The organism is Kitasatospora phosalacinea (genome assembly GCF_000716545.1).
GTDB lineage: Bacteria > Actinomycetota > Actinomycetes > Streptomycetales > Streptomycetaceae > Kitasatospora > Kitasatospora phosalacinea.
This window is the reverse complement of sequence record NZ_JNWZ01000013.1, coordinates 1-24,190: the sequence shown is the minus strand read 5'-3', so window position 1 is coordinate 24,190 and position 24,190 is coordinate 1. Positions and strand designations below refer to the sequence as shown.

Sequence of the window (24,190 nt, the reverse complement as noted above, 5' to 3'; positions counted from 1 at the left end):
TTCTTTTTTACTGGACCTTGGGTCAAATGTCGTCCACCTGTCTTGCATTGGTTCACCGGTCCGGCCACCAGCCCCACCGGTAAGGGGAGGACGTCACCACGTTGAAAATAACCAAGAGGGCTGTCGCGGCGTCCGCCGCCGTCGCGGTGACCGCCGCGCTGGGCGCCGGAATGCTCCCGGGCACGGCCTCCGCCGCCCCGGCGAGCGCGACGATCACCGACCCGGCCGACGTCATCCAGAACGACAGCGTCCCGCGCGAACTGCAGAGCCCGCTGGCCGAGAAGCAGCAGGCCGAGCAGACCGCCGCGGTCGAGCAGCTGGTCAACGGCACCGCCAAGGTCGAGAAGCACGGCAGCGGCTCCTCGATCAAGCTGGGCCGCGACAAGTACGTCGAGCTGTCCCGCGAGCGCACCGACAAGATCTTCACGATCCTGGTCGACTTCGGCGACCAGGTCGACACCACCACCAAGACCGCCGACGGCAAGGTCAAGTACGGCGGCACGCCCGGCCCCGGGCACAACCAGATCGCGGCGCCGGACCGGGCCAAGGACAACTCGACGGCCTGGCAGGCGGACTACAACCAGGCGCACTACCAGGACGTCTACTTCGCGAAGGACAAGCCCTCGCTGAAGACGTACTACGAGCGCCAGTCCTCCGGCCGGTACTCGGTCGACGGCCTGGTCACCGACTGGGTGCGGGTGCCGTGGAACGAGGCCCGCTACGGCTCGGACTACTGCGGCCAGCACGTCTGCGCCAACGCGCAGGACCTGATCCGCGACGGCATCGACGCCTGGGTCGCCGACCAGAAGGCCAAGGGCCGCACCGACGCCCAGATCAAGGCCGACCTGGCGCAGTACGACCAGTGGGACCGCTACGACTACGACGGCGACGGCAACTTCAACGAGCCGGACGGCTACCTGGACCACTTCCAGATCGTCCACGCCGGTGAGGACCAGTCGGCCGGCGGCGGCGTGCAGGGCACCGACGCGCTGTGGGCGCACCGCTCGTACGCGTACGCCAACCAGGCGGGCAAGACCGGCCCGGACAACAACAAGCTCGGCGGCACCCAGATCGGCGCCACCGGCCTGTGGGTCGGCGACTACACCATGCAGCCGGAGAACGGCGGCCTGGGCGTGTTCGCCCACGAGTACGGCCACGACCTCGGTCTGCCGGACCTGTACGACACCACCGGCCAGGGCATCGACAACTCGGTCGGCTTCTGGTCGCTGATGTCCTCCGGCTCCTGGCTGGGCGAGGGCAAGAACGAGATCGGCGACATGCCGAACGACCTCGACGTCTGGTCGAAGCTCAAGCTGGGCTGGCTGAACTACGACACCGCCAAGGCGGGCCAGACCTCGCTGTCGCTGCTCGGCCCGGTCGAGTACAACACCAAGCGCAAGCAGGGCCTGATCGTCAACCTGCCGGCGAAGACCGTCACCACCGAGATCAACACCCCGTTCGAGGGTGGCAACGAGTGGTGGAGCGGCAGCGCCGACGACCTGAACGTCAGCCTGACCCGTGACGTCGACCTGACCGGCAAGACCTCGGCCGTGCTGACCGCCAAGGCCTGGTTCGAGCTGGAGACGGACTACGACTACGCGTACGCCGAGGTCTCCACCGACGGCGGCAAGAACTGGACCGCGCTGGCCGGCACCTTCAACGGCGTCGCGCTGCCGGACAACGCCGTCAACGGCACCTCGAACGGCGCGTGGGGCGACCTGTCCTTCCCGCTGAACGCGTACGCCGGCAAGGCCGTCAAGGTCCGCTTCCACAACACCACCGACGGCGGCGTCCACTACAAGGGCCTGGCCCTGGACAACATCGCGGTGACCGCGGACGGCGCGGCCCTGTTCACCGACGGCGCCGAGAACGGCGACAACGGCTGGACCGCCGCGGGCTTCTCCCGGATCTCCGGCAAGTTCTCCAAGGACTACGACCAGCACTACCTGGTCGAGAACCGCCAGTACGTCTCGTACGACACCACGCTGAAGACCGGCCCGTACAACTTCGGCTCGGCCGCGCGTCCGGACTGGGTGGAGCACTACGCCAACCAGAACGGCATCCTGATCTGGCTGTGGGACTCCTCGCAGTCGGACAACAACGTGGCCACCCACCCGGGCCAGGGCCTGATCCTGCCGGTCGACGCCCACCCGGCCGCGCTGAAGTGGAACGACGGCACGCTGATGCGTCCGCGCTTCCAGTCGTACGACGCGACCTTCGGCTTCGAGCGGACCGACGGCCTGAGCCTGCACAAGGCCGACGCGCTCACCAAGATCCCGAGCTCGCGCGGCGTGACGGTCTTCAACGACCACACCACCAAGTACTGGTTCCCGGAGAACCAGTACAGCGGGGTCCAGGTCCCGGACACCCGCACCCAGATCGAGGTGCTGTGGCAGTCCCACGACAACCTGGAAGCCATGATCAAGGTCTCTCCCGTCCGGAAGTGACGCCTGATCGGTAGGTAGTGCACGGGGCCCCGGCGGTTTGCGAACCGCCGGGGCCCTGCGCGTCGCCCGGGCGGGTGTCAGAGCAGGGCGAGGAAGGACTCCACCGCTCCGGTGACCTCCTTGGCGCTCCACTCGGCGGCGTCGGCGAGCACCGTCACCTCGGTCATCGACAGCCCGGGCTGCGGGCCCGGCTCGCGCCAGCCGCCGAACAGCGCGAGGCCCTGCTCCTCGGCCTGCCGGTAGCCGGCCTCGTTCAGCCGGTCGGCGGCGTACGGCAGCCAGAACTGGAACTGGTGGGTGTGCGGCGGCTCGGGGTGGACCCGGGCGCCGGGGACCTCGGCGAGCGCGGCGGCGACCAGCTTGGCGTGCGCCACGTACCCGGGCAGCCGGGGCAGCTCGCGGTCCAGGCCTGCCAGGGCGGAGAGCGCGGCCGGCCACTGCTGCCAGAGGCTGCCGCCGTAGCGGTGCCGCCAGACCTTGAGCCGGCGCACGTACTCCGCCTCGCCGGCCACCAGGGCGCCGCTGTGGCCGCCCAGCGACTTGTAGCAGGAGACGTACACCGAGCCGGCCCGGGCGCAGATCTCCGGCAGGGAGCGGCCCAGGTGCGGGGCGGACTCCCAGAGCCGGGCGCCGTCCAGGTGGACCGGGCGGCCCTGCCGCTCGGCCAGCTCGTACAGCGCCTCCAGCTCCGCCCAGTCGGGCAGCAGGAAGCCGGCGTCGCGCAGCGGCAGCTCCAGCATCAGCACGTCGTACGGCTCGTCCAGGGCGGCCAGCTCGGCGGCGGTGGGGTGCCGCCGGGCGCCGGTCTGCGGGACGCTGCGCAGGCCGGACAGCACCTGGTGGGCGCGGCGCTCGTGCACCTCGGGGTGGGCCAGCGGGTGCATGGCGACCACCGGGCCGTGGGTGTCGGCCCAGGTCTTCAGGGCGGCCTGCTGGGCCATCGTCCCGGTCGGGAAGAAGGCGGCGTCGGGCTTGCCGAGCAGTTCGGCGGTGCGGCGCTCCAGGGTGCGGACGATGCCGTCGCCGTACGTGTCGACCGGTTCGTCCAGCGGGTGGGGGCCGTCGGCCAGGGCGGCCAGGGCGGCGAGCGCCTCCCGGACGGTCTGCGGGCGGCCGCCGGAGAGCAGGCGGTCGGCCCGGCGGCGGGTCTGGAAGCGGCGGTCCAGAACAGGGGTGTCGTTCATCAGCTGATCATCTCCGACGGTAGGTGGATCGGATGGTGCAGCTGGTTCGGGAGCGGGTTTTACCCGGAGCGGTTCGGGCCCAAACCGGGCGCTTTCCGGTGGCGCTCCTCACAGAGCATTTCCGACATACGACCCGGGATAGGAGGTTTGGGGTGCGAAAACCCGGCCCGCCCGCTGGACCGGAGGGCCATTTTGCCCGACTTGTCCACTACCGACCGTCGTACGTCACACTCTTGGGCCTGCGCATCCGGGTCGTTTACACCGGAGTCGTTGCACCAGTTCGGCGAGCCCCACCGGCTCGGCCCCGCGCTGGCCCCGTCCGTGAGGTACCGACTCCCGATGCGTTCTCTCCCCGCCACCGGCCGCCGGCTTCTCCAGGCGACCACCACCCGCCACGTCCGCTCCGTCCTCTCCGGCGGCCCGCTCACCACGGCCCGGCTGGCCCCCGCCAAGGCGATCGCCTCCGGTGCCGCGGTGGTCGCCGCCGGTGCGCTGCTGATCCCGACCGGGCAGGCCGTCGCGCAGGGCTCGCACCCGGCCGACCGCGCCGTCGTCACGGCCACCGCCGAGAGCGGCGCCGCGCAGCCGAAGGACTTCCACCTGCCGGCCCAGGGCGACCAGCACGACGAGCAGGCCGAGAACACCAAGGCCGCCATCCTCGCCACCCTGCAGAAGGACGCCGACCAGGGCGCGCAGGCCCGGCAGGACGACGCGGCCTCCCGCGACGAGCACCGCATCGACCTGGGGGCCGCCGCGCAGACCGGGGACACCGCCGGGCAGCAGCAGGGCACCGAGCAGCAGCAGGCCGCCACCGAGCAGCCGGCCGCGCAGCCCGCTCCCGCCGAGCAGCCGACCGCCCCGGCCGAGCAGCCCGCCGAGCAGCCGGCCGCCCCGGCCGCGCAGCCCGCCGCCCCCGCCGAGCAGCCGCAGGCCGCCCCGGCCGCCGCGCCGGAGCCGAAGCCCGAGCCCGCGCCCGAGCCGGCGAAGCCGTCCTGGTCCTCCCCCGCCCCGGGCGCGACGATCAGCAACCCGTACCACAAGACCAACGCCGCGTACGCAGCCGGCTACCACACCGGCACCGACTTCGCGGTCTCGGTCGGCACCCCGGTGCTGGCGGTCGGCGACGCGACCGTGGTGTCCTCCGGCTACGCGGGCGCCTACGGCAACCAGATCGTCCTGAAGCTCTCCGACGGCCGCTTCGCGCAGTACGCGCACCTGTCGCAGCTGGGCGTGAAGGCCGGGCAGCACGTGGGCGCGGGCGACCGGGTCGGCAAGTCCGGCAACACCGGCAACTCGCACGGCCCGCACCTGCACTTCGAGATCCGCACCGCCAACCAGTACGCGAAGGTGATCGACCCGGTCGGCTACCTGAAGCAGCACGGCGCGAACAACTTCTGATCCGCCGCTCCCCGCACCGCCGAGCCGTCCGCGCCTACCGCGCGGGCGGCTCGATGCGTGCCGCGACCTCCAGGGCGACCTCCAGGGCCGCCTCCATCGCCTCGTCGACCGGGGTGACCGGCTGGCCGGGCTCGCACAGGTCGGCCTTGAGCAGGAACATCGCCGAGTGCATGGAGGTCAGCGCCACGGTGGCGCGCAGCTTGTCACGGAAGGTCGGCTCCGGGCCGTGCAGCAGGCTGATCATCCGGATCATCCGGTCCTTGAACGCCAGCCCGGCCGCGGACTCCCGCAGCGCGGGCTGGTTCTCGTGGAAGAAGCGCAGCAGCGGGGCCCGCTCGCCCATCCCGGCCGCGAACCGGCGCAGCAGTTCGTCGCGCAGCCCGGGCGACCAGGGCTTGCCCTCGCCGTAGGCGATGGCGTCGTCGAGCGGGGCGGCCATCTTCTCGACGATGCCGCGGACGATGTCGTCCTTCGTCTTGAAGTGGTAGTAGAGGGCGGCCTTGGTCACGCCGAGGCGGTCGGCGATCTCCCGCAGCGAGGTCTTCTCGTAGCCGTGCTCGGCGAACAGCTCCAGGGCCACGTCGATGATCCGCGCTCGGGTGTCGCTGCGGGGGCTCTGGGTGGTGGTCATCGCTGGCGGCCTGCCTCGGGGAACGGGTTCGGACGGGTGTCAAGGTCCGTTTCTGTTGGCATTGTCCCTGCCCAGGGGGCCTGTTCCGAAACTGGCTTGACGACCGGCTAGGGAACAACTTACCGTGCCGGACGGCGATTAACTAGCCGGTCGTCAAGTAAGTACCGCCGCGGCACCCCGCGGCACCTGCGCCCCGGGAGAGACGCACCATGACAACCCAGCAGTCCGAGGCGGTTCCCGAGGAACCGTCCGTCGAACTCGGGAAGCCCGACGAGTTCGAGCAGCGCCCGCACCGCGAGATCCGCCTGGTGATGATCGGCCTGGTCATCACCATGCTGCTCGCCATGCTGGACAACCTGATCGTCGGCACCGCGATGCCCCGCATCGTCGGTGAGCTCAACGGCGCCGAGCACATGTCCTGGGTGGTGACGGCCTACACCCTGGCCACCGCCGCCTCCACGCCGATCTGGGGCAAGGTCGGCGACCTGTACGGCCGCAAGGGCTCGTTCCTGGTCTCGATCGTGATCTTCCTGCTCGGCTCGGCCCTGTCCGGCATGTCGCAGAGCATGACCCAGCTGATCGTCTTCCGCGCCGTCCAGGGCCTGGGCGCCGGCGGTCTGATGGTCGGCGTGATGTCGATCATGGGTGCGCTGGTCGCCCCGCGCGACCGCGGCAAGTACCAGGGCATGTTCGCCGCCGTCATGGCGCTGGCCACCGTCGGCGGCCCGCTGATCGGCGGCTTCATCACCGACCACCTGAACTGGCGCTGGACGTTCTACGTCAACCTGCCGCTGGGCGCGATCGCGCTGGTCTTCATCGTCGTCGTGCTGAAGCTGCCCAAGGTCCGCTCCACCGCGAAGATCGACTACTTCGGTGCGGCGCTGCTCACCGTCGGCATCGTCTCGATGGTCCTGATCACCACCTGGGGCGGCCACGAGTACGCCTGGAGCTCCAAGCAGATCCTCGGCCTGGGCGCGCTCGGCGTGGCCTCGCTGATCGGCTTCTGCTACGTCGAGCAGCGGGTCGCCGAGCCGGTCATCCCGCTCCAGCTGTTCCGCAACCGGAACTTCACCATGGTCTCGATCATCGGCTTCATCGTCGGTTTCGCGATGTTCGGCGCGGTGACCTTCCTGCCCACCTACCAGCAGATCGTGCAGGGCGCCTCGGCGACCAACTCCGGCCTGCTGCTGATGCCGATGATGTTCGGCATGCTGGTGATCTCGCTGGTGGTCGGCCAGGCCATCACCAAGACCGGCAAGTACCGGATCTACCCGATCATCGGCACCGCGGTGATGGCCGGCGGCTCGCTGCTGCTGTCCACCCTCGCCGTGGACACCTCCAAGTTCGCCTCCTCCTGCTACATGGTGGTGCTCGGCGCCGGCATGGGCTTCCTGATGCAGGTCACCATGCTGGTCGCGCAGAACAGCGTGGAGATGAAGGACATGGGCGTCGCCTCGTCCTCCGCCACCCTGTTCCGCACCATCGGCGGCTCCTTCGGCGTCGCGCTGTTCGGCACCCTGTACATCAACCAGGTCAACGACACCATCAAGGCGCTCCCCCCGGAGACCCTGGCCAAGATGGCCCAGCAGGGCGGCGAGGGCATGTCCGCGATGAACCCGGCCACCATGCAGGGCCTGCCGGCCGACGTGCTGAGCGCCTACCAGCACGGCATCTCCAACGGCATGCACACCGTCTTCCTGTGGGGCGCGGTGATCAGCCTGGTCGCCGTGGCCGCCTCGCTGTTCATCCGCGAGGTCAAGCTCCGCGGTGGCGCGGACGCCGCCGAGGCCAAGGCCGAGGCCGCCCTGGAGGGCGCGGTCTGAGGCCCGCCCGGGCACGAAGGACGGCCCGCCGCCCCCGACCGGGGCGGCGGGCCGTTCCGCGTCCGCGCGCCGCTACTGCGGCAGCCGGTAGGTGCCCGGCCCGACCGGCTCCACCAGCCCGTCGGCGACCAGCCCGTCCAGCGCCCGGGCCCGCTGCACCGCGTCCGGCCACACCACGTCCAGCTGCCCCTGCGCGACCAGTCCGTGGGCGTCCCGCAGCACCGCCAGCAGCTTGCCGCGCACCTGCCGGTCGGTGCCCTCGTACGTCTGCCCGCGGCGCGCCGGGCCCTGGTGCGGCGGGCGGCCGGCCCGCTGCCAGGCGCAGTCCGCCAGCAGCGGGCAGGCGGCGCACTCCGGGCCGCGCGCGGTGCACACCAGGGCGCCCAGCTCCATCACCGCCACCGCCCAGGTCGCCGCCCGCTCGTCGGTGGCGGGCAGCAGCTCGACGGCGGTGCGCCGCTCGGCGGCGGTGGTGGCGTTCGCCGGGTACTCGACGCCGGTGACCGCCCGGGCGAAGACCCGCCGCACGTTGGTGTCCAGCACCGCGTGCCGCTGCCGGAACGCGAACGAGGCGACCGCGGCCGCCGTGTACTCGCCCACCCCGGGCAGCGCCAGCAGCGCCGCGTGGTCGCTCGGCACCTCCCCGCCGTGCCGCTCGGTGATCGCGACGGCCGCGCCGTGCAGCCGCAGCGCGCGGCGCGGGTAGCCGAGCCGGCCCCACATCCGCACCGCCTCGCCGGGCGCGTCCGCGGCCAGGTCGGCGGGCGTGGGCCAGCGCTCCAGCCAGGCCGCGTAGGCGGGCAGCACCCGCTTCACCGGCGTCTGCTGGAGCATGAACTCGCTGACCATCACGGCCCACGGCGAGGCGTCCGGGGCCCGCCAGGGCAGGTCGCGGGCGTGGGCCTCGTACCAGCCGATGACGGTCGAGTGCAGCGCCTGGACGGCGCCCGGGGCAAGAGTCGAAGCAGTGGCAACCATGGCACCCCGATCCTGCCACGACCCGCCCCGCGGGGTTAAAGCCCCAGGTCGTCGAGCTCCTTGAGGAGGTCGGCGCGCGGGCCGGCCGGGCCCGCCGCGAGCCGGCCGGCCTCCTTGCCCGGGGAGGGCACCGGCAGGGCGTCGCCCCCGGCGGTCAGCGCGGCGGACCGCGCCGGGTGCCGGTCGCGGAAGATCCAGGCCCCCGCCAGGCCGCCGACCAGGCCGCCGAGGTGGCCCAGCCAGGACACCCCCGGGGTGCCCGGGACGGCCGTGGTCAGGAGGTAGGCGAAGGACGCGCCCATCACCAGGCCGATCAACGAGTCGATCAGGTTCCGGTCGAACAGGCCGCGCAGCACCACGTAGCCGAGGTACCCGAAGACCAGGCCGCTCGCGCCGACGGTCACCGTGCCCGTCCGCTGGAACAGCCACACCGCCATGCCGCTGGTCACCACCAGCAGCGCCGTCAGCCCGAGGAACTTGCGCACCCCCCGGTACGCGGCGAGGAAGCCGAACACGAACAGCGGGCCCGAATTGCCCTCCAGGTGCTGCCAGTTCAGGTGCAGGAAGGGCGCGGTCAGCAGGTACCCGAGGGTGTCCGCGTCGTGGGCGCGGATGCCGTGCAGCAGGGCCAACCGCCCGTCCATCAGCCAGTTGACCAGTTGCACCGCCCACACCACGCAGAGGAAGCCGAACATGGTGAAGAAGGCGCGTCGCGCCTCGGCGATCATCTGCGCCGGGTCGAGCTGCGCGCCGGTGGGGGCGTGGTCGTGCGGGGAGGCCATGAGGGCGACTATAGGACGGCGCACCGTCGTGTCGAGTCCCCCTTCCGGACCAAATGGCGGATCATGTGAAAGAAGTGGTCCCGGTGAGGTGTTGATGCGTCAACAAGTGCACGAGGTCTCGTAGAGTTTGCGCGTGCCTTCTCTGCGCCAGCCCGTCGGACCGCTGCCCGCCTCGATCTACTGGCGGCGCCGCGTCGTGGTCCTCATCGCCCTCGCCGTCGTCCTCCTCGTGATCGGACTGCTGGTGTTCGGCGGAGACGACGGCGGCAAGCACAAGAATGCCTCCGGCAGCAGCCCGCTGCCCGCGCCCGCCCAGTCCATCACCCCCGGCGCGTCCCCGACCGGCCCCGCGATCACCACCCGCCCCGGCGGCGGCTCCGGCGGCAGTTCCCCGGGCGGCTCCAACGGCGGCACCGGCGGCGGCGGTTCGAACGGCGGCGGGGCGGGCGGCGAGATCAGCGTCACCGGCGGCGGCTCCTCGGGCGGCAGCTCCTCGGGCGGCTCCAACGGCGGCAACGGCGGCACGGGCACCGGCAACTCCCACCCCGGCGGCGGGGCCTCGCCGGCCGTGAACACCACCGAGGTGATGGCCCTGCCGGTCTGCACCACCGCGCAACTCACCCTCGAACTCGCCTCGGCGCAGAACTCGTACGCGGCGAAGGACAAGCCGAAGCTGGCCCTGACCATCCGCAACTCCTCCGGGGCGGGCTGCCGGATCAACCTCTCGCACGAGCACTCCTTCCTGACCGTGACCTCCAGCGGCAACGAGCGGATCTGGTCCTCCGCGGACTGCATCACCGAACGCACCGACGCCTGGGCCCAGATCGCCGGCAACAGCGGCGTCACCGAGACCTTCACCTGGGACCGCACCCGCTCCAAGCCCCAGTGCGCCACCCCCGACCCCGCGCCCGCCCAGCCCGGCAACTACCTCGTCCAGGCCGACCTCACCGGCCCGGCCGGCGGTCCGCTCTCCGCCCGGACGTCCGTCCGCCTGGAGGGCTAGGCCCCGTCCGTCCACCCGGTGCCGCGCAGGGTGCGGCCGACGGTGAGCGGGAGGAGCGCCGCGGCCAGCGCCGCGGCGAGCAGGACGAGGACGGTGGGGGCGGGGAGGCGGTCGAGGAGGAGGCCGGCGGTCGTGGTCCCGAGGGGGAGGCCGGCCATCAGGAGGACCATGACGCCGGCCACCGCCCGGCCGCGCACCTCCTCGGGGACGCGCTGGAAGACCAGGACGTCGAGCAGGACCCGCAGCGCCGGGACGCCCAGGCAGCCGAAGGCGAGCGCGGCGAAGACCGTGACCGGGCCGGAGGCCGCCGCGCAGGCGGCGAAGGCGGCCGCGGCGGCCCAGCCGACGGCCAGCACCAGGCGGCCGGGGCCGAACAGGCGGTGCAGGTGGGGCACGAGCAGTGCGCCGAGCAGACCGCCGACGGCCTCACCGGTGAGGACCAGGCCGGTGCCCGCCGCGGAGGTGCCGTGGTCGCGGAGCATGACCATGACGGCGAGCAGGACCGCCGACCCGGTGAGGTTGAGCCCGGCGGCGATCAGCACGGCGCCGCGCATCGTCCGGTGGGCGAGCAGGTAGCGCAGGCCCGCCAGCGCGGCCCCCTTCTCCCTCCCGCCGGCCGGCGCGTCCGCCTCGGGGCGGGAGTCGAACCGGACGGCGACGCTCGCGCCGAGGGCGAGGCCGGAGGCGAGGACGGTGGTGAAGAAGGGGATCGCGCTGCCCAGGCCGAGCAGGAAACCGGCCAGCGGCGGCCCGGCCAGCGCGGCGCCGTTGACCCGCAGTTCGTCCTGGGAGAGGGCCTGGCGGAGTTGCTCGGGCGGGACGACGGCGCGCAGCGCGAGCATCCGGGAGGGGCCGCCGTAGGCCATGGTGGCGCCGATCACGGCGGCGGCCAGCAGCGCGTGCGGGACGGTCAGCAGGCCGGCCACCAGGGCGAGCGCGACGCTGAGCGCGGTGAGCAGCCGGACGGTGTCGGCGAGGATCAGGATCCGCCGCCGGTCGTGCCGGTCGGCGACCGTTCCGCCGTGCAGGCCGAACAGCACGGACGCGCCGAACTGGACGGCGCCGAACGCCCCGGCCACCGTCGGGGAGCCGGTCATGGCGAGCAGGAGCAGCGGGTAGGCGGTGTCGGCGAGACAGGTGCCGAGCATCGCGGACGCGGAGCCGGCCCAGAGGATCTGGAAGCGGCGGTTGCGGCGCAGCGGCACCGCGACGGCGCCCGGTCCGACCGCCGCGGTCGTCTCTCGTATTCCGTTCATGTCCCCGCCCATGTTCATGATTCAGCAACCATTCATGTTAGCGTGAATAGTTGCATGGAGGAGAACGATTGCACAAGCGTTGATGGTGTGGCTGAATGTGAACGTGGTGGATCCGATGAAAGAGCGCGAGGTCACGGACGTCGCGACGCTCAAGGCCCTGGCCGACCCGCTGCGACTGGCGGTCCTCGGGGCGCTCATGAAGCGCGACCCGGAGCCGATGTCGGTCAAGGAGGTCGCGGCCGAGCTGGCCGAGGCGCCGACCAAGCTGTACCGGCACGTCAAGCAGCTGGAGCAGGCCGGGCTGGTGTACGTGGCGGAGACCCGGCTGGTGTCCGGGATCGTGGAGAGCCGCTACCGCTCCGCCCAGCAGTCACTGCGGCTGTCGCCGGAGGTGTACGCGGAGGGCGACGAGCCGCCGGCCGCGCTGGGGGCGATCCTGGCGGCGATGGACCTGGTGCGCTCGGACTTCCGGCGTCACTTCCTGGCCGGGCGGGTCGACCTCACCCCGGCGGCGCAGGGCAACCCGCAGCCCGGCAAGTTCGCGCACGCCACCTTCCGGCTCAGCCCGGAGCGGCTGCGGCGGCTGCGCGCCCGGCTGGACGAGGCGCTGGACGAGGTGTTCGCGGAGGGCGACTCCACCGGCCCGGACGCCGTCGAGGTGGCCCTGTTCGCCCTGCTGTACGCCGTGCGGCCGCCGGAGGCGGACAGGAGCTAGACGTACCGCTCCAGGATGGAGGACTCGGCGAGCCTGGACAGCCCCTCGCGCACCGAGCGGGCCCGGGTCTCGCCGACGCCCTCCACGGTCTGCAGGTCGTCGATGGAGGCGGCGAGCAGCTTCTGCAGGCCGCCGAAGTGGTCGACCAGCCGCTCGATGACGGTGTTGGGCAGCCGCGGCACCTTGGCGAGCAGCCGGTAGCCGCGCGGGGAGACCGCGGAGTCCAGCGACTCGGGGGTGCCGGTGTAGCCGAGCGCCTTGGCGACGGTCTGCAGGTCGAGCAGTTCGGCGTGGGTGAGCGCCTCCAGGTCGGCGAGCACCTCGGTGACGGTGCGGCCCTTCTTGGCGGCGCGGTCCGGGAAGTAGTCGCGCACGACGAGCTCGCGCTCCGGCTCGACGCCGGCGATCAGCTCGTCCAGCTGCAGCGACAGCAGCCGGCCGTCGGTGCCCAGCTCCAGCACGTACCCGGCGATCTCGCCGGCGATCAGCCGGACCATCTCCAGGCGCTGCACCACCGCCGAGACGTCCCGGACGGTGACCAGGTCCTCGATCTCCAGGGCGGACAGGGTGCCGGCCACCTCGTCCAGGCGGAGCTTGTAGCGCTCCAGGGTGGCCAGCGCCTGGTTGGCCCGGGAGAGCACCGTGGTGGAGTCCTCCAGCACCCGGCGGGCGCCGTTGACGTAGATGGCGATCAGCCGCATCGAGTGCGAGACCGCGACCACCGGGTAGCCGGTCTGCCGGTTGACTCGCTCGGCGGTGCGGTGGCGGGTGCCGGTCTCGTCGGTGGGGATGTTCGCGTCCGGCATCAGGTGGACGCCCGCGCGCAGGATCTTGGTGAGGTCCTTGTCGAGGATCACCGCGCCGTCCAGCTTGCACAGTTCGCGCAGCCGGGTGGCGGTGAACTCGACGTCCAGCACGAAGCCGCCGGTGCACAGCGCGTCCACGCTCTTGTCGAAGCCGAGGACGATCAGTCCGCCGGTGTTGGCCCGGAGCACCCGCTCCAGGCCGTCCCGAAGCGCCGTGCCCGGCGCGATCGCACTGAGGGAAGCCCGCAGCAGGGCCTCCTCGCGGGAGGACTTGTCCGCCCGGTCGATGGCTGCCACGTGACTCCTTGGGCCGACCCGGACCGTGTGCCACGGCGGCCGACGGTCTGTCTGTTGTTGCTGCGAATGATGCCGATGAGCAGGTGAAGTCTAACTGCGTACGGCCTCGACGGGGCGTGGGTCAAGCCAGTTCGTCCGAGTCGACCGGCTCCCAGCCCGCCATCAGCTCCTCCGGGAAGGCCGGAACGGGGGCCTGCGAGCGGGCCCGGGCCAGCGCCCGGGCGCCCGGATCGTCGGGCGTGCGGGCCGGCGGCGCGGTGTCCTGACGGGGCTTCGAGCGGGGGCGGCGGCCGGGGATCGCGCGCAGCGCCTCGCCGATGTCGGAGACCTCCACCACCTTCATGCCCGCCGGGACCTTGCCCGGGTCCGGCGGGACGAGGGCGTGCGTGAACCCGAGCCGGTGCGCCTCGGCGAGCCGGCGCTGCACGCCCGTCACCCGCCGCACCTCGCCCGCCAGGCCGACCTCGCCGATCGCCACCAGGTTGTTCGGCAGCGGCGTGTCGGTCGAGGAGGAGGCCACCGCCAGGGCGATCGCCAGGTCCGCCGAGGGCTCGGTGAGCTTCACGCCGCCGACCGTCGCGGTGTAGATGTCCTGCTTGCCGAGCTTCACGCCGCCGTGCCGCTCGACCACCGCCAGGATCATCGCGATCCGCGGCGACTCCAGGCCGGAGGTGGTGCGCCGCGGCGAGGGGATCTGCGAGTCGACCATCAGCGCCTGCACCTCGGCCACCAGCGGGCGCTTGCCCTCCAGCGTGACGGTCAGGCAGGTGCCGGGGACGGGCTTGTCGCGGCGGGTCAGGAACAGGCCGGACGGGTCGGCCAGGCCGACGATGCCCTCGTCGTGCAGTTCGAAGCAGCCGACCTCGTCGGTCGCGCCGTAGCGGTTCTTGACGCCGCGGATCAGCCGCAGCCGGGCGTGCCGGTCTCCCTCGAAGGACAGCACCACGTCCACCAGGTGCTCCAGCAGGCGGGGGCCGGCGATCTGGCCGTCCTTGGTGACGTGGCCGACCAGCAGGGTGGCCATGCCGCGCTCCTTGGAGACCCGGATCAGCGCGCCCGCCACCTCGCGGACCTGGGCGGGGCCGCCGGGGGCGCCGTCCAGCTCGGCGGAGGCGATGGTCTGCACCGAGTCCAGGATCAGCAGCGAGGGGTTCACCGCGTCGATGTGGCCGAGCACCGCGCCCAGGTCCTGTTCGGCGGCCAGGTAGAGGTGCTCGGAGAGGGCGTTGATCCGGTCGGCGCGCAGCCGGACCTGGCCGGCCGACTCCTCGCCGGTGACGTACAGCGTGCGGTGCCGGTCACTGGCGGCCTTCGCCGCCACGTCCAGCAGCAGGGTGGACTTGCCGACGCCGGGCTCGCCCGCCAGCAGCACCACGGCGCCCGGCACCAGGCCGCCGCCGAGCACCCGGTCCAGCTCCGGGACGCCGGTGGAGCGGGCGGTGGCGACCTGCCCGTCGACCTGCCCGATCGGCTTGGCGGGCGAGGAGACCGGCCCGGCCGCCGTCGTCCGGATCGGCACCGCGCCGTACTCCTCCACCGTGCCCCAGGCGTTGCACTCGGAGCAGCGGCCGACCCACTTGAGCAGTTGGGCGCCGCACTCGGTGCAGCGGTAGGAGGGGCGCGCCTTGGCGGTGGTCTTGGTACGGGCAGCCATGCGGGCCACGGTAGCGCCTCGCACCGACATCGCCCGGACGTCACCCGAACGGCGTCAACCGGGCGAACAAGGGATCGGACCTGTTACCCGAAAGGAGGACAAGCGGCCCAAACCCGCCGGGCGGCGGGTTTCGGCTGCCTACCGTCGGTTCCGTGACCACCGCCCAGCCCCACCCCGTCGACCCCTCCCCGGTGCTCCGGGCGTACGGCGCGTGCGTCGACGGGCTGTTCACCTACTGCCTGTCCGTGCTCTGCGCGCACGAAGCCGCCACCGCGGCCGTCCTGGAGGTCCGCGACCTCGCCCAGCGCCACGGCGACCGGGTCGACGACCCGGCGCTGCTGCGCGCCTGGCTGTACGCGCTGGCCCGGCACCGCTGCCTGGCCCGGCTGGAGGGCACCGCCGACGACCCCGCCGACGACCCCGGCGGCGCCCCGGCGGGCGGCCCGCCCGGGCCCGGCACCGTCCGCGAGCGGCGCCGCGAACTCGCCTCGCTGGCCTGGCCGGAGGCGGCCGGCACCGATCCGGAGCAGCGCGAGGCGCTGGAGCTGGCGGTGCGGCACCGGCTGGACGGCGCGGAGGTCGCGGCGGTGCTCGGCCTGAGCACCGAGGCCGCGGCGGCGCTGCTGGACGCGGCGGGCGCCGAGGTCGGCCGGACCAGGACGGCGCTGCTGGTGCTCGGCGTCGGCTCCTGCCCGGAGCTGGCCCAGCTCGGCGGCGTCGGCGCGGAGTCCTGGCGGGGCTGGGTGCTGGGCCCGGCGCTGCGCCGGGAGCTGGTGGCGCACCTGGTGGAGTGCCCGACCTGCCGGGGCACCGCGGAGCGGGTCGCCGGCCAGCTCGGCCACGGCCTAGCGGGGCTGCCCCGCCTGCCGCTGCTGGCCGCGCCGGGGCCGCTGCGCCCGGTGGCCGCGCCGCCGTCCGGCGGGACGGCGTTTCTGGCGGGCGCGGCGGCGGGCCGACGGGCCGCGCGGGGCCCGGCCCAGCCCAGGTTCGACCAGCGCGGCTTCCCCCGGCACCGGATGCCCTCGGCGCCGCGCGGCTCGGCGGTGCGGCAGCGGGTGGTGACCACGGGCGTGCTGGCGGCGGTGCTGGCCGCGCCGGTGGTGGCGCTGTGGAGCGCGCACCGGGGCGGCGGGGAGGACCACACCTCGGCGGTGTCCTCGGTGCGGGTGGACCCGACGGCCGGGCCCGGGCAGCGCGTCCCGGTGCCGGAGCGGACGCCGGTGCCGGTGGCGGTGCTGCCGCCGGTCGCCCAGGTGGCGGTGATGGAACTGGCGGGCGCGGTGACCGCAGAAACGTCCCTGCCGACGGTTCAGGGCCCCGCCGTGCCGGTGCCCTCGCGCGGGGCCGCGCCGCTGTCCAGCCCCGCGCTGACCCCCGAGCCCGGCCCGCCGCCGGCCTCCGCCACCGCGAGCCGGCTGACCGTGCAGGCCGGCGCGTACGGCAGCCGCACCGTGCTGACGCTGACCAACTCCGGGGACGGGCCGCTGTCCTGGCACGCCGTGCTGGACGTCGACTGGCTGCGGCTGAGCCGGGACGCCGGCACCCTGGAACCCGGCCAGCGGATCACCGTGACGGTCACGGTGGACGAGACCCGCGCCCCGCGCTCCCGCTGGACGGCCCGCCTGGCGCTGCCGCCGTCCAGCGCCGTGGTGACCCTGGAGGGCGGCACCGACCAGCGTCACCTGCCCACCCCGACCGACCCGGCGCCCGACCCCTCGTCGACGCCGACGCCGACGCCCTCGCCCTCGGCGAGCGCCTCCGACCCGGCCCCGGCGAGCCCTTCGCCGTCCGCCCCGGCCTCGCCGCCGGCCTCCCCGCCCGCGTCGCCGTCCGCGCCGCCGTCCGCGCCGTCCTCGCCCTCGCCGTCGGCCGATCCGTCGCCGAGCCCGTCCGCGTCGGCCCCGGCCCCCTCCACCGGCCCGTCCGCGGCGAGCTAGTCCGCCCCGGTGCGCTCGCCCGCCAGCCAGCGTTCGCCGCGGGCCACGGCCTCCTCCAGCGAGGCGCCCAGGACGGGATCGGCGGGGACCACCCCGTCCGGGCCGAGCGCCCCGGCCAGGCCGGTGTGTTCGGCGAGCCGGGCGAAGGAGGGCTGGGCCCCGGCGACGATCAACCGCCCGCCACGGGCGGCCAGTTCGTCGTTCTTGCGCCGCAGCAGCTTGACCATGCTGGACGAGGGGACGTCGGGGACGGTGCGCACCACCAGCACCAGCACGGCGGGCCCGTCGGGGGCCCGGGGCCAGTCGGCGTCGATCAGCGGGAGTTCGGCGAACAGGCTGACGCCGCCGTAGGCGAGCACGGTGACCCGGCCGGCGGGCAGTTCGGCCGGGGCGTCGGCGAACTCCCAGTGCCCGTCCGCGGTGCGGGTGAGCGCGGCGAGCCCGGCCTGCCGGGAGGCCTGCACGCAGTAGAGCAGCAGCGAGAGCACCGCGCCGAGGATGATCGCCCGCTGCAGCGGCAGCTGGGTGGTGCCCAGGAAGGTGATCACCATCGCGGCGGCGGACAGCCGGGAGGTGCGCAGCACCAGCTTGACGTCGGGGACCTTGCCGACGATCAGTTCGCCGCCGACCACGATGATCAGCCCGCCGATCACCGGCATCGGGATGTGCTCGGCCAGCGGGGCCAGGGCGAGCACGATCAGTGCCAGCCAGACGCCGGAGAACACGCCCGACCAGCGGGTGCGGGCCCCGGCGGAGACCGCGACGCCGGTGCGCGACAGCGAGCCGCCGACCGGCAGCGACTGGAACAGCGCGCCGGTGACGTTGGCCAGGCCCTGCGCGGTGAAGTCACCGTTGACGTCGGACTTCGACCCGTCCGGGTTGGGCACCGAGGGGCTGATCCCGGCCGCCTGGGCGAGCGCCACCAGCGCGATCGACAGTGCCCCGCCGAGCAGGTGCCGGGTCGCCGACCAGTCGGGCGCGGTGAAGTGCGGCAGCGCGGCGGGGACGTCGGCGATGCCGCCGACCAGTTCGACGCCGGTGCCGGCCACCGCCACGCCCGCGCTGACCACCACCATCGCCACCAGCAGCGCCACCGTGCGCAGCCGCTCCACCGCGTGCGCGAGCGCCCACACCGCGACGGTCGCCACCGCCGTCAGCGTCGCGGCGAGCTCCCAGGAACCGGCGTGCACCAGCCAGTCGCCCAGCTGCACCAGCTTGTTGTGGCCCTGCGGCTGGTAGCCGGTGGCGTCCTTCAGCACGCCGACCACGATCTGCAGCGCGATGCCGGTGGAGAAGCCGACCATGACCGCGTTGGAGACGAAGCTGAGCACCACGCCGAGGCGCAGCACGCCCATCAGCAGCATCACCGCGCCGGACAGCACGCCCAGCAGCGCCACGTTCCCGGCGTCCCCGGGGTCGAGCCCGGCGTCGCTCAGCACGCTCTGCGAGGTCAGCGCGATGGCGCTGGTCAGGGTGGTGACCATCAGCACGGTGCGGGCGGTCAGCGAGCCGACGATCGCCGGGACGACGCCGGAGAACAGGCCCGCGACCGGGTTGAACCCGGCGATCGACGCGTACGCCATGCCCTCCGGGATCGAGAACAGGCCGGTGACCAGGCCGGAGGTGACGTCGCTCGGCTTCGGCCGTCCCGGGCCGCGCGGCGACGGTCGGCGCATCAGGCCAGGCCCGACACGGCGTCACCGACGTACTTCACGCCCAGGACCAGCAGCAGCACCATCATGATCGCCGAGTTGTGCGCGGACATCCACGCCTTCCAGCCGCCCAGCACCTCGCTCGCCCGCGCCCCGCCGAGCAGGTAGACGCCCAGCGGCAGCAGCGTGCAGAGCGAGCCGATCAGCACCAGCAGCGCCCCGGCGACCGCCTTGCCGCCGCCGCTCGCCCCGCTGGTGGCGATGGAGACCGCGCCGCCGACCGCCAGCACCAGGTTCTTCGGGTTGGCGGCGGCCAGCACCGCCGCCAGGCCGGCCGACTTCGCCGGGGTGAACCGGTCGATCGCCCGCATCCAGCCCGGCGGTTCGGCGACCCTCCCCTCCCGGGGGCGGCCCTGCCACTGCTTGGCCGCCAGCAGCAGGAACAGCACGCCCAGCGCGAGCTTCACCCAGTACGACCAGTCGGGCGTCCCGGCGCCGCTGTCGATGCCCGAACCGGCCAGCACCACCACGGTGGTGACCGCGCCCAGCGCCACCACCCAGCCGACCGTGAACGCGATGCCGTTGGACCGCCCGCGCGGGGTGGCCAGCATCAGGATCACCGCGATCAGCGGCAGCGGGCTGATCGCGATGCCGACCGCCGAGGCCAGCATCTGCCCGATCGCGTCTCCCACGTCCGTTCCCCTCCCGGGTCAGCGCAGCCGGACGGCCGGCAGCCGGTAGCTGCCGTCGAGCACCGCGTCCTGCGGCTGGTACATCCGCGTCACCGGCCGGAACCCGCCCTCGGGGGCGGGCAGCCAGTTGGCGAGCTCGACCGGGTCGGTGGGCCTCCGGTGCTGGATGTACAGGGTCAGCGAGCCGTCCTCGCCGTACACCAGGCCGGGCGTGCGGTCGCCGATCGAGTACCGGTCGATCTCGTTGGCGACCAGCAGGTAGTCCGGGGTGCCGTACATCGTCACCGACCAGAACGCGCCCACCGGCGGGGTCCTCTCGAACCGCAGGGTGTACGCGTGCGCGCCGCTCAGCGGGACGCCGTCGGCGTCGTTGTAGGTGGTGGCGTACACGGCCTCGTAGGCGTGGTTGCCCCACAGGCCGATCCGGGCCGCGACCGCGCGGGTCAGGTAGGCGGCGCGGCGGTCGGCGATCCGCCACTGCGGCTCGTCCCGGGTGCCGGGGCCGAGGAAGTCCAGGTTGTAGTCGAACAGGTGCAGGTTGGCGGTCCACTCGCCGGCGGGCTGCTCGGTGCCGAGGGTCGCCGCCTCCACCCGCTCCCGGCCCGCCGCCAGGCCCTTGGCCAGCGTCGCCGCCCACTCGGCCGGGCCGTCCAGGTACGGCGAGCGGCCCCGGTCGAGCAGGCCGATCGGGGCGAAGCGCTGCTGGAAGGCGGTGTCGTCTGCGGCGGGCGGGAAGGCCGCCATCCACAGCCGCAGCCTCTCCAGGAACAGCAGTTCCTCCGGGACGTCCGCGGTCGGCTCCGGCAGCCCGGCGGGGGTACCGCCGCCGCCCTCCAGCGGGGTGAGCGTCAACTGCCGCTGGATGCCCCGGACCCGCTCCAGGTCGTCCGGCCCGGCGCAGTGGTTGCGCCCGGCGATCACCGCCACCGTCGTCGGCGAGACGATCACCGGCACGCCGTCCGGGGCGGTGCCCCGCCAGCCGGGCGGGGCGATCAGCCAGGTCTGTTCGGCGGTGCCGGAGGAACGGCGGCCCACGTAGGCGAAGTTGTTCGTCCAGGCGTCGATGAACTGCAGCACGTCGTAGGCGCCGCCGGTGTCCGGGACGTGCAGCAGCAGCGGCCCGGCGGACAGGTCAAGCGGGGCCACCGAGTACAGCGTGTCGTTGTTCACCGACACGAAGTCGGAGGTCGGTCCGGCGAGTTCGGCGGCGTGGCCGAAGGTGTTCCACTCGGTCGGGCCGATGGGGCCCGTGCCCCGGCGGTGGAAGGCGTCCACCGCGGTCAGGCCGGCCACCAGCGGGGAGCCGTACACGAACGCCTCGGCGGCCAGCATTTCGGGCGTGGCGTCAGCCATGTGAACGTCCTTGTCTGATCGGTGACTTCATCGGGGAGTGGGCGTGGGCAGCTGCCAACCGCCGTCCAGCAGCTCGGGCTCGGGGCCGTAGGCGCGCACCGCGACGAAGTACGGGCCCTCGGGGACGGGCAGCCAGTTCGCGAACTCCTCGGGGGCGGTGGGTGGTTCGTGCTGGACGTACAGGGTCAGCGAGCCGTCCTCGCCGTACACCAGGCCGGGCGTGCGGTCGCCGATCGAGTACCGGTCGATCCCGTTGGCGACCAGCAGCCGTTCCGGGAGGCGGTACGCGGTCGCCGACCAGAAGAACCGGGCCGGCGGGAGCCGCCCGGGGGCGAAGCGCAGCACGGCCGGTTCCCGGCCGCCCGCCGCCGACTCCCAGCCGCCGTACCAGGCCTCCTCGGCGGGCAGCCCGTACAGGCCCTTGAGGGCGCCGCAGGCCCGGTCCAGGTAGCGGGTGCCCAGCTGCTCCCGGGTGCCGAACAGGGCGCTGCCGGTGACCGCGCCGTCCGCCGCCGCGACCAGTTCCTCGCGGCCGTCCGCGATGCCCGCGAGCAGCGCCTCGCGCACCTCGGCGGGAAGCGCCGCCGGTTCGAAGTCGCCGCTGCCGATGCCCAGTTCGGTCAGTCGGCCGCGCAGGTCGGCCTCGGTGGGCAGGGCCGGGAAGAAGCCCAGCAGGAAGTCGAGCAGCGAGAAGAACTCCAGGGTGCCGAGGACCTCCTCGCCCCGCCACACCGGCCACACCGGCTCCGCGGCGACCGGCCGGGGCGTGCCCAGGTGCTCGCTCAGCGGCTTGAGCAGGTACCCGGCCTGCACCCGTTCGACCTCCGGCACGTCCCGCTCCCCCGCCGAGAACGTCCGCCCGAGGATGCCGACCAGGTTGGTGTCGGCCCGCAGCACCCCGTCGAAGCCCTCCGGCGGGTTGGCCCGGTGCCCGGGGCCGGCGATCAGGTACCGGCCGGCGCCGTCCCCGGTGGTCCGCGAGCCGACGAAGCCGACGTACGCGGTGTCCAGGTCGTGCACCGGGAGCACGTGGTACCGCCCCCCGGTCGCCGGCTTCTCCAGCACCCACGGCTCGGCCCGCAGGTCCAGCCAGGCCCACGAGTACGGGGTGTCGTTGTTGGGCGTCACCACGTCCGTGTTGGCCGGGGTGAAGGGCTGCGGGTAGTGCCGGAACACGCCGAAGCCCCCGACGTACCGGGGGTCCGCGTCGTCGATCGCCTGCGGGTAGACCGTCCGGTAGTTCTCCAGCAGCGGGTACCCCCAGATCCACGCCTGCGCCGCCGTCCGCCGCACCGCCTCCGGGTCCGCGCCGACCGGGTTCCCCATCTCGCCCACCCTTCTCCCCCGTCAAAAGGGACTATCCAGACATACCGGTACACCGGGATGCTATGTGCTCCCCCCTCGATCGGCACTCCGACCGGCGGTCTGACCGGTCGTCTGCTCCCGGCGTAACCGCTCCGCTCCCGGCGAACGCGGCGTGTGGGCGGCCGCCGCCCCGGAGACCCTGCAAGGCATGGACATCCTTCTGCTCGGCGGCTCCAAGTTCCTCGGCCTCGCCTACGCCACCGAGGCGCTCGCCCGCGGCCACCGCGTCACCACCTTCAACCGCGGCGTCAGCCGCGCCGACCCGCCCGGCGTCGAAGCCGTCCACGGCGACCGCGCGAACCCCGACGACCTGCGGCGCCTCGTCGAAGGACGGCAGTGGGACGCCGTCGTCGACACCTCGGGGCAGCAGCCCCACGACGTCGCGACCGCCGCCCGGCTGCTCAGCGGCCGTGCCGGGCACTACGGCTTCGTCTCCTCCGTCCACGCCTTCGCCGACTGGCCGGCCCGCCCCGTCGACGCCGACTCCCCCACCCTCGACTGCCCCGGCGACCTCCCGCCCGACCAGCCCTTCGCCAACGCCCTCAAAGCCGGCTGCGAACGCGCCCTCGCCGACAACTTCGACGGGCCCGCCGCGATCCTCAACTGCGGCCTGCTGATCGGCCCCCACGAACCCATCGGCCGCCTGCCCTGGTGGCTCGACCGGATCGCCCGCGGCGGCCGCGTCCTCGCCCCCGGTACCCCCGACAGCCCGCTCAGCCTGATCGACGCCCGCGACTTCGCCGCGTTCGGCCTCGACCTCGCCCGTCGGCGGGCGGCCGGACGCTACCTCACCACCGCGCCGATCCGCTCGACGACGATGGGGGAGTTCCTCGACGCCTGCCGCACCGCGACCGGCTCCGCCGCCGAACTCGTCTGGACGCCGGACGCCGACCTGCTCGCCGCCGAGGTCTCCCCCTGGGTGGAACTCCCCCTCTGGGCCCCCGCCACCGAGGGCTGGCACGGCACCTGGCAGGCCGACCCCGCCACCGCGCTCGCCGCGGGGCTGCGCGTCCGGCCGCTGCTCGACACCGTCACCGACACCTGGTCCTGGCTCCAGGCCGGGGGGCGCGCGGAGGTCGCCTACCAGCAGCTCGACGTGCCGCTGGGGATCGACCCGGAGAAGGAGCGGAAGATCATCGGATGAGCGGGTCGGAGAGCGCCGATCGGGCGCGGGGAACGGCGGGGCCCCGTTTTCGCGCCTCGTCCGCCCGGGCCTAGATGATTGATGCGAAGGACTCGCTGGCACGCATGAGATGAAGCGAGGGAGTCCAAAGGTCGGTTGTGACGCCTGACCTGGACTCCCTCGCGACCGCACTCTACGTGAAGACCGACGACCTGCTGAAGGAATCGCCGCATCTGGCGCCCTGGCGGCCCGCGGTCGGCCTCAAGCCCCGGCTCACGGACGCCGAACTGGTCACCCTCGCGGTGGTGCAGGCCCTGCTCGGCTTCACCTCCGAGCGCCGCTGGATCCGCCACGCCACCACCCACCTGCGCCACCTGTTCCCGTACCTGCCCGGGCAGTCCGGCTACAACAGGCGGTTGCGCAAAGCCGCCGACCTGGTCGCCCGCGTCAACCGTTTGCTCGCGACGGACACCTCGCTGTGGAGCGACAGCGTGTGGGTCGTGGACTCCACCCCGGTGGAGTGCGGCCGCTCCCGGGAGACCGCAAAGCGCTCCGACCTGGCCGGATGGGCCGAGTACGGCTACTGCGCCAGCCACTCCCGATACTTCTGGGGCCTTCGCCTGCACCTGGTGTGCACCCTGCACGGCCTGCCCGTCGCCTTCGCCCTCACCGGAGCCAAGGCCGACGAACGCCAGACCCTGCTCGGCATGCTCCACGCCGAACCCGGCCTCGTCCGCGCCCGCCCGGGCCAGACCCTCATCGCCGACCGGCACTACTACGGTGCCGCATTCGAACACGAACTGGCCGAGCAGGGACTCCACCTGCTGCGGCCGGCCCGCAAGGGCGAGCCCCCACGAGCCGGATCCGGCCTGCTCAAGCCACTGCGACAGGTGATCGAGTCCGTCAACCAGACCTTCAAGGCCCAACTCGACCTCGAACGCCACCAGGGCCGCACCCCGACCGGGGTGACAGTCCGGGTCCTGCAACGCATCCTCGCCCTGACCACCGCGATCTGGCACAACGACCACACCGGCCAACCCGTCATGCGCTCGCTGACCGCCTACGACCACTAACCCTTCGCATCAATCATCTAG

At 73.4% G+C, this 24,190-nt stretch carries 19 protein-coding genes; 8 read left to right on the top strand and 11 right to left on the bottom strand.

The annotated features are described in order from the left end of the window. Positions 1–101: 101 nt before the first annotated feature. The gene (locus tag OO48_RS08375) at positions 102–2,447 is read left to right on the top strand and encodes an immune inhibitor A domain-containing protein (RefSeq protein ID WP_033213775.1); all 2,346 of its coding nucleotides are present in this window, start codon (positions 102–104) and stop codon (positions 2,445–2,447) included. Between the two features lie 77 nt (positions 2,448–2,524). Here OO48_RS08375 and OO48_RS08370 read toward each other — a convergent pair whose 3' ends face one another. Further along, positions 2,525–3,631: a threonine aldolase family protein gene (locus OO48_RS08370; protein ID WP_033213773.1), complete on the bottom strand. Its 1,107-nt coding sequence runs from the start codon at positions 3,629–3,631 to the stop codon at positions 2,525–2,527. A gap of 339 nt (positions 3,632–3,970) precedes the next feature. Between OO48_RS08370 and OO48_RS34960 the strand changes: the two genes are divergently transcribed. Beyond that, positions 3,971–5,029 (top strand): M23 family metallopeptidase, encoded by a 1,059-nt coding sequence (locus OO48_RS34960; protein ID WP_157845402.1) that lies wholly within the window; start codon positions 3,971–3,973, stop codon positions 5,027–5,029. Between the two features lie 34 nt (positions 5,030–5,063). Here OO48_RS34960 and OO48_RS40600 read toward each other — a convergent pair whose 3' ends face one another. Next, positions 5,064–5,660: a TetR/AcrR family transcriptional regulator gene (locus tag OO48_RS40600; protein ID WP_033213772.1), complete on the bottom strand. Its 597-nt coding sequence runs from the start codon at positions 5,658–5,660 to the stop codon at positions 5,064–5,066. Between the two features lie 209 nt (positions 5,661–5,869). On the opposite strand from OO48_RS40600, the gene OO48_RS08355 reads away from it, so the two are divergent. Then, positions 5,870–7,483 (top strand): MDR family MFS transporter, encoded by a 1,614-nt coding sequence (locus tag OO48_RS08355; protein WP_033213770.1) that lies wholly within the window; start codon positions 5,870–5,872, stop codon positions 7,481–7,483. A 72-nt stretch (positions 7,484–7,555) separates the two neighbouring features. Here OO48_RS08355 and OO48_RS08350 read toward each other — a convergent pair whose 3' ends face one another. Next, positions 7,556–8,461 carry an HhH-GPD family protein gene (locus tag OO48_RS08350; protein WP_033213765.1) on the bottom strand — a complete coding sequence of 302 codons (906 nt, stop codon included), beginning with the start codon at positions 8,459–8,461 and terminating at the stop codon, positions 7,556–7,558. A 35-nt stretch (positions 8,462–8,496) separates the two neighbouring features. Next, positions 8,497–9,243, bottom strand: coding sequence for a rhomboid family intramembrane serine protease (locus tag OO48_RS08345; RefSeq protein ID WP_033213763.1), 747 nt, complete (start codon positions 9,241–9,243; stop codon positions 8,497–8,499). A gap of 133 nt (positions 9,244–9,376) precedes the next feature. Here OO48_RS08345 and OO48_RS08340 point away from each other — a divergent pair, with 133 nt between their 5' ends. Then, on the top strand, positions 9,377–10,246 hold the full coding sequence (locus tag OO48_RS08340; protein WP_033213761.1) for a hypothetical protein: 870 nt from the start codon (positions 9,377–9,379) through the stop codon (positions 10,244–10,246). Here OO48_RS08340 and OO48_RS08335 read toward each other — a convergent pair. Beyond that, the gene (locus tag OO48_RS08335) at positions 10,243–11,502 is read right to left on the bottom strand and encodes an MFS transporter (RefSeq protein ID WP_033213760.1); all 1,260 of its coding nucleotides are present in this window, start codon (positions 11,500–11,502) and stop codon (positions 10,243–10,245) included. The two genes, OO48_RS08340 and OO48_RS08335, sit on opposite strands and share 4 nt — an antisense overlap. A 115-nt stretch (positions 11,503–11,617) precedes the next feature. On the opposite strand from OO48_RS08335, the gene OO48_RS08330 reads away from it, so the two are divergent. Further along, complete coding sequence (locus OO48_RS08330) at positions 11,618–12,217, top strand: winged helix-turn-helix domain-containing protein (RefSeq protein WP_209439453.1); 600 nt, start codon at positions 11,618–11,620, stop codon at positions 12,215–12,217. Here OO48_RS08330 and disA read toward each other — a convergent pair. Next, positions 12,214–13,320, bottom strand: a complete 1,107-nt coding sequence (gene disA, locus OO48_RS08325; RefSeq protein ID WP_342449633.1) for a DNA integrity scanning diadenylate cyclase DisA — start codon at positions 13,318–13,320, stop codon at positions 12,214–12,216. The genes OO48_RS08330 and disA overlap by 4 nt on opposite strands. A gap of 121 nt (positions 13,321–13,441) precedes the next feature. Further along, positions 13,442–14,974 carry a DNA repair protein RadA gene (gene radA / locus OO48_RS08320; RefSeq protein WP_033213758.1) on the bottom strand — a complete coding sequence of 511 codons (1,533 nt, stop codon included), beginning with the start codon at positions 14,972–14,974 and terminating at the stop codon, positions 13,442–13,444. Between the two features lie 152 nt (positions 14,975–15,126). Between radA and OO48_RS08315 the strand changes: the two genes are divergently transcribed. Beyond that, on the top strand, positions 15,127–16,911 hold the full coding sequence (locus OO48_RS08315) for a BACON domain-containing protein (RefSeq protein WP_051731898.1): 1,785 nt from the start codon (positions 15,127–15,129) through the stop codon (positions 16,909–16,911). On the opposite strand, the gene OO48_RS08310 is transcribed toward OO48_RS08315, so the two are convergent. From OO48_RS08310 to OO48_RS08295, 4 genes are read right to left on the bottom strand one after another with little or no spacing between them, the layout of a single operon-like run. After that, the gene (locus OO48_RS08310) at positions 16,908–18,587 is read right to left on the bottom strand and encodes a SulP family inorganic anion transporter (RefSeq protein ID WP_033213756.1); all 1,680 of its coding nucleotides are present in this window, start codon (positions 18,585–18,587) and stop codon (positions 16,908–16,910) included. The two genes, OO48_RS08315 and OO48_RS08310, sit on opposite strands and share 4 nt — an antisense overlap. After that, complete coding sequence (locus OO48_RS08305) at positions 18,587–19,255, bottom strand: GAP family protein (protein WP_033213755.1); 669 nt, start codon at positions 19,253–19,255, stop codon at positions 18,587–18,589. Before OO48_RS08305 ends, OO48_RS08310 begins: the two co-directional genes overlap by 1 nt. Positions 19,256–19,273: 18 nt before the next feature. Beyond that, a complete protein-coding gene (locus tag OO48_RS08300) occupies positions 19,274–20,608 on the bottom strand; it encodes a DUF1254 domain-containing protein (protein WP_033213754.1) in 1,335 nt (444 codons plus the stop codon). Positions 20,609–20,635: 27 nt separating this feature from the next. After that, positions 20,636–21,934 (bottom strand): DUF1254 domain-containing protein, encoded by a 1,299-nt coding sequence (locus OO48_RS08295; RefSeq protein ID WP_245194560.1) that lies wholly within the window; start codon positions 21,932–21,934, stop codon positions 20,636–20,638. A gap of 187 nt (positions 21,935–22,121) precedes the next feature. Between OO48_RS08295 and OO48_RS08290 the strand changes: the two genes are divergently transcribed. Continuing rightward, a complete protein-coding gene (locus tag OO48_RS08290) occupies positions 22,122–23,117 on the top strand; it encodes an NAD-dependent epimerase/dehydratase family protein (protein WP_033213897.1) in 996 nt (331 codons plus the stop codon). A 137-nt stretch (positions 23,118–23,254) separates the two neighbouring features. Continuing rightward, the gene (locus OO48_RS08285; RefSeq protein WP_033213752.1) at positions 23,255–24,169 is read left to right on the top strand and encodes an IS982 family transposase; all 915 of its coding nucleotides are present in this window, start codon (positions 23,255–23,257) and stop codon (positions 24,167–24,169) included. The last annotated feature ends 21 nt before the right edge of the window (positions 24,170–24,190 follow it).